Origin of the sequence: Methyloglobulus morosus KoM1, from assembly GCF_000496735.2 — a bacterium.
In the GTDB taxonomy this organism is placed as follows: Bacteria; Pseudomonadota; Gammaproteobacteria; order Methylococcales; family Methylomonadaceae; genus Methyloglobulus; species Methyloglobulus morosus.
The window spans coordinates 1-5,064 of record NZ_AYLO01000182.1; the positions used below are offsets into that span (position 1 = coordinate 1).

Below are 5,064 nucleotides of genomic sequence, written 5' to 3' on the forward strand. Positions count from 1 at the left end.
GTTGTTGCCATTCCCAAAAACTCGTGACTTCTGCTTGCATGACGGCTCTCCAGGTGGTCAGGTTAAAACTTTGATTTGGCTAACCTGTGGTAGGTTCATAGCCATGTAATTTAAAAATCCGAAATTTTTCATTTTCGCATGGTATTTCCGTGCAACTAAATCACGCTATTCCCACATGACATTACAGTTTTCCTTTGCTGCAGCGGTTAGCAGCTCTATTAGGGGCAGGGCCCTATGGGCCATGCTTACTCTGGGCTCTTCCTGATCCTTGTTTTCTTTTGGCGGCGGGGCTTTTTCTTTAGCGATGGCGGCGGTTAACCGGTTCAGTGCCACAGGAACGTCTTCAGCCAGAATAGCGCTAGGCACCGTTGCGCTGTGCACCATCATTTTCAACATAGCAAGCGCAATATCGCCGAACATAGTAATATCGGCATAGGCTTTGGTTTTAAATGTCACCAACATACTGGCATCCTCAAATGGTCTATTAGTGTTTTCAAAGCAAAAATAGGAATAAAAATATCGGGTTCCCTATCTTCCAGCTTGATATTTAGACCATAAAGTAGATTTTCGTTTATATAGGCGGAAAAAAACTTTTATAGTTTTGTCCAACCCCAATGGGAGAAACCTGAATCGGCCTAAAGGGGAAGAATATCCGTTTTAAACTGAAAGGCCAATACAAGGCCACGCCAAGACCGCCATTGGTCATGGCATCGAGGAAGGCATGGGAAGCGCACGATATGAAACAAAGCCAAAACACAGTCCAAGGCTTAGACCGAAATTGCCTGTGGAAATAAGTTAACAAGGAAGCCGGGCATAGGGCAAACACCAATGAATGCGTGAAACCCCGATGCCACCACTGTGATCCGTAAGGGATTCCGAATTTGAAGCCAATGATATCCATATCCGGGAAAACGGAACATACAGCAGCCAGTACAAACAGCCTTAAATTGACCGTTTCGCTTTTGAAACTGGCATACAGGACGGCCGGAACCGCGATGTGGGAAAATGCCGATGCCATTCATTGTCCTTGACAAGTTTTTATCCGGGACGGATTATCAACTATTGCCTCAGCCTTTGCCATATCAGAAATAACCCCTGTGAAACCAGAATGATCACCGAAAAACCTATCACAACCACCAAGCCGACAATTAACAGCCTCTGTATCTATTGCGGTTCAAGCCCTGGACGATTGGAGGCTTATGCTTTAGCTGCTGTTTCATTAGCCGAAGCCTTGGTCAGCCGGAACATCAAACTGGTTTACGGCGGCGCCGGTATCGGCATCATGGGAAGACTGGCTGATAATGTCCTAAAGCTCGGCGGCGAGGTTATTGGTATTATCCCGAAAGCCCTGGCACACAAGGAAGTTGCCCACCAGAATCTCACGGAATTACACATTACCCAATCGATGCATGAGCGGAAAATGTTGATGGCCAAGCTTGCCGATGGCTTTATCGCCCTGCCCGGTGGCATTGGCACACTTGAAGAACTATTTGAGATTTGGACATGGGCGCAGCTTGGTTTTCATAAAAAGCCCTGCGGTTTACTCAATATTGACGGATATTATGATTGGCTTATCAGATTCCTGGATCACGCTTTAGAAGAACAATTTGTTAAAAAACACCACCATGCTTTGTTAATGGTGGAAAAAACTCCAGAGGTGTTGCTGGAACGCTTTGCCAAGTACCAACCTCCAGAAACCAAACATTGGCTGGGCAAAAATGAAACTTGACGTTTTCATTAGGACCACTAAGAGTATGAGATTGCCGAAAAATAATTTAATAGCAGCTTGGAAAAAACGCACAGTGGCTTTAGAAAAGGCGAAATACATTTATAAACAAAGCAGGCCATGAAAATTCTGCTACCAAAGACATTTTGACTAAACTTACATATCCAAGATGAAGATCGAACAAAGGATTAAGGTCGACTAAAATTAAACCAATCTTGGCATAAGCCATAATATTAATGCGATAGCGATAACTTTTAACCTAAACGATTAATTTCAACACAGGAAGCAAACACTATGCGATGCCACGAATTAGACTATGAACTATTCGGCGATGATATGCAGATTGTCGAGATCGAACTGGACCCCGGTGAAACTGTGATAGCCGAGGCAGGGGCCATGAACTACATGGAAGAAGGCATTGGCTTTGAAGCCAAAATGGGCGACGGTTCCAAGCCGGTTGGTGGCTTGTTTGATTCACTGATGCATGTTGGCAAGCGCGTCCTCACGGGCGAATCAATTTTCATGACCCATTTTACCAACCAGGGTCAAGGTAAAAAAAGGGTTGCTTTTGCCGCACCTTACCCCGGCAAAATCATCCCGCTGGAGATGGCGCAGCTCGGTGAAGAGCTGATTTGCCAGAAGGACGCATTCCTGTGCGCAGCGCTCGGGACGTCGATTGACATTGCCTTTCAACGCAAGCTGGGGACTGGTTTTTTCGGCGGCGAAGGTTTTATTCTGCAACGCCTGAGGGGCGATGGCAAAGCCTTTATCCACGTTGGCGGGACAGTGATCAAAAAAGAGCTGCGCGGTGAAACCCTTCGAGTGGATACCGGTTGTCTGGCCGCCTTCACCAAGGGCATTGATTATGACATCGAGCGCACCGGCAGCCTAAAATCCATGGTGTTTGGCGGTGAAGGGCTGTTCCTGGCGACCCTGCGGGGGCACGGTACGGTTTACTTACAAAGCCTGCCATTCTCACGGCTGGCAAACCGGATACTGCAAGCGTCTTCTAGCGGCATGGGCTCAGCAAAAGACCAAGGTTCAGTTCTGGGCGGGTTGGGTGATCTTTTTGGTGACAACTAATTCAACTAATTGCTAAAAGAACCTCAGAAAATTTAAAGCTAATTTTTTCTTGAGGTTTACGGTTCCACTCTATCCAATATGCCCAGTTGAATGAGATTTTGTTCAAAAGAAGTTGATAAGTAATTTGGCAAGATGAATACCCTCTCCCAGCTCCATGAAGATATCGAAACACGCGTTAAAGCCATCCGTGACAGTCAATCCGATTGGTTATGCCGCCAGGGTTGCGATGGTTGTTGTCGTCGGCTTGCCGAAGTACCCAAGATTACTGCGGAGGAATGGGATTTGCTGCAAGAAGGTCTGGCGGCGTTGCCCTCGGAGCAGCTTCGGGAAGTCAGCAAGGAGATCGCTGCGTTAGCAGGTAAAGTGTCACGTCCCATAGTTTGCCCGATGTTGGATCGGGCAAATGGCGCTTGTCTGGTCTATGTCCAACGCCCGGTCGCTTGTCGAACATTCGGTTTCTATGTCCAGCGTGACTTGGGTCTTTACTGTAAGGACATCGAATCGCGCGTAACCGATGGCGCATTGGCTGAGGTGGTATGGGGCAACCATGACATTATTGATAGCCGACTTCGTGATCTAGGTGAGACCAACGATTTGCCCGAGTGGTTTGCGCGATGGAAGGGGGCTATTGAATGAAATGGGGTATCGACCTAATACTACAGTCTTTTAACCAAAGAGAATTGACCGCGTGTTACTTCATACCGGTCATTCAGGTTTTTAAGATTTTTAACGCGTTAATCTTCAACACCCGACCCAAAAGCGACATTGGTCACCACGCTCACTGACCGACTGGTTTACACATCAAAAGAGACGTTGCAGAGAACCGGATGTCAAATCCGGGAAAGGAACCTGAGAACACAGCTTATATGTAGGCTAGGTACAGCACTGGTTGAACATAATTAATCACTGTTGCAGGAAAGCTCTGCTTGGTTCTAAAGCGTACTTTGGTCTAACCGCAACTTAGCGCATCCAATTGTGCTATCTCTAAAGGTTCAATATTCCCCAACTTACCTCTAGTTATTACCTGACTACTGTTTCGAGTGGCGTGCATCGCCGCCTTGGGGACGCTCACAATATTAAATCAAAATGAAGATTAACAATCGACGTTGTTGCCTTTCAGAATCAGCTCAAGTTGAGAGTGTAACTGACGAGTCGCGGCAACGAGGTAGCCACGCACATGTGGGTCATCCCCGTAATGTTTAGAAGTAGCAGTTGATACAAAACATCCAGCCTCTTCAGCAATTAATGATGCTGCTGCAATGTCCCAGGAATAGGTGCTTTCTTCAAAAAACGCTGACCAGCGCCCTCTGGCTACGTTACAAATATCTAATGCTGCAGACCCAGACGCGCGTATAGTCCAGGAATTTCGTAGCAATGAAGCGACTTGCCCACCTATCAAATCCGATATGGCTGGTCCACGACAGGGAAATGCCATTGAAAGGATATTGCGACTGATATTTCCGTTCCCTGTTAAATGTTCACCGTTGAGAAAAGCGCCAGCGCCCCTTACTCCTGAAAATGTTTCCTTGAGTAACGGCGCATGAATTGCTCCCAAGACGCATTCGCCTCCTGGATTAATGAGAGCCACTGAAGTTGCGACATTGGGCGAACCAGCAATCAAATTTTCCGTACCATCTACCGGATCGACAATCCAACACCAATCTTCAACACGTGGCTTAATCCAGATAGTTTCCTCCGAAAGATATGAGGCTTTGAAAATCTTCGGTAGCTGAAGCTGGAGATGCTCATCAATAGCTTGGTCTATGCTGGTCTCAGGGTTCAGTCCATCACGAATTCTTTGAAAATCAGAATGGTAGAGCATTCCACACTCACATAGAAGCGAGACAAGATCATCTATTATATTTTTGTTCATTGGATAGAGTCGATCATAAATAACCCCTCAAAATATCATAAAAATAGTGAAATAATTTTTTTCATAGACTGATCTTAGAGACCGCATTATTCAATTCAATTGTGTTCAAGGAGCTTTTTCCACTGACTAATAACTTCATCATAGGCTTCTATGCCATTAACTGTACGAGACTTATCAAACAGTGACTCGAATCCCTTTATGTATAGTTGACCGACAACCGACAAGGGATCGATGTCCATAATGAGTCGATCCTTGACCTTGAAACTATAAAAGCGATGTTCGACAGTAATTTTTTTGTCATCAATTAGAGTCATTGTTGAAAGGAGTAGTTGGGTGCTAAGACGTAACTGAATGTTTAAGGCTTGGTGGCAATTCCGGATTG

Annotated in this window: 7 protein-coding genes; 3 read left to right on the forward strand and 4 right to left on the reverse strand. The window is 45.8% G+C overall.

Features of this window, described 5'->3' with window-relative positions; all coding sequences use genetic code 11:
* Positions 1–165: 165 nt before the first annotated feature.
* Together MGMO_RS18710 and MGMO_RS18715 are read right to left on the reverse strand one after the other, a co-directional pair.
* Positions 166–462 carry a DUF1840 domain-containing protein gene (locus MGMO_RS18710; protein WP_023496643.1) on the reverse strand — a complete coding sequence of 99 codons (297 nt, stop codon included), beginning with the start codon at positions 460–462 and terminating at the stop codon, positions 166–168.
* A 109-nt stretch (positions 463–571) separates the two neighbouring features.
* Entirely contained in the window at positions 572–1,018 is a 447-nt protein-coding gene (locus tag MGMO_RS18715; protein ID WP_023496644.1) for a metal-dependent hydrolase, read from the reverse strand.
* Between the two features lie 90 nt (positions 1,019–1,108).
* Here MGMO_RS18715 and MGMO_RS18720 point away from each other — a divergent pair, with 90 nt between their 5' ends.
* The 3 genes from MGMO_RS18720 (at position 1,109) to MGMO_RS18730 (ending at position 3,445) form a co-directional block, all read left to right on the forward strand.
* Complete coding sequence (locus tag MGMO_RS18720) at positions 1,109–1,729, forward strand: LOG family protein (protein ID WP_023496645.1); 621 nt, start codon at positions 1,109–1,111, stop codon at positions 1,727–1,729.
* Between the two features lie 291 nt (positions 1,730–2,020).
* Positions 2,021–2,809, forward strand: coding sequence for a TIGR00266 family protein (locus tag MGMO_RS18725; RefSeq protein WP_023496646.1), 789 nt, complete (start codon positions 2,021–2,023; stop codon positions 2,807–2,809).
* A gap of 132 nt (positions 2,810–2,941) precedes the next feature.
* Positions 2,942–3,445 carry a YkgJ family cysteine cluster protein gene (locus tag MGMO_RS18730; RefSeq protein ID WP_023496647.1) on the forward strand — a complete coding sequence of 168 codons (504 nt, stop codon included), beginning with the start codon at positions 2,942–2,944 and terminating at the stop codon, positions 3,443–3,445.
* A 457-nt stretch (positions 3,446–3,902) separates the two neighbouring features.
* Here the strand turns inward: MGMO_RS18730 and MGMO_RS18735 are convergent, their stop codons facing one another.
* Together MGMO_RS18735 and MGMO_RS20775 are read right to left on the reverse strand one after the other, a co-directional pair.
* Positions 3,903–4,682, reverse strand: coding sequence for an inositol monophosphatase family protein (locus MGMO_RS18735; protein ID WP_036309105.1), 780 nt, complete (start codon positions 4,680–4,682; stop codon positions 3,903–3,905).
* A gap of 95 nt (positions 4,683–4,777) precedes the next feature.
* Positions 4,778–5,064, reverse strand: a 287-nt coding sequence (locus tag MGMO_RS20775; RefSeq protein ID WP_036309108.1) for a hypothetical protein, incomplete at its 5' end; no start/stop codon positions are given.

Bases quoted from the DNA above. Each gene is read 5' to 3' on its own strand.
- MGMO_RS18720 (WP_023496645.1), top strand. From the start codon at position 1,109: ATGATCACCGAAAAACCTATCACAACCACCAAGCCGACAATTAACAGC.
- MGMO_RS18730 (WP_023496647.1), top strand. From the start codon at position 2,942: ATGAATACCCTCTCCCAGCTCCATGAAGATATCGAAACACGCGTTAAA.
- MGMO_RS18710 (WP_023496643.1), bottom strand. From the start codon at position 462: ATGTTGGTGACATTTAAAACCAAAGCCTATGCCGATATTACTATGTTC.
- MGMO_RS18715 (WP_023496644.1), bottom strand. From the start codon at position 1,018: ATGGCATCGGCATTTTCCCACATCGCGGTTCCGGCCGTCCTGTATGCC.
- MGMO_RS18725 (WP_023496646.1), top strand. From the start codon at position 2,021: ATGCGATGCCACGAATTAGACTATGAACTATTCGGCGATGATATGCAG.
- MGMO_RS18735 (WP_036309105.1), bottom strand. From the start codon at position 4,682: ATGAACAAAAATATAATAGATGATCTTGTCTCGCTTCTATGTGAGTGT.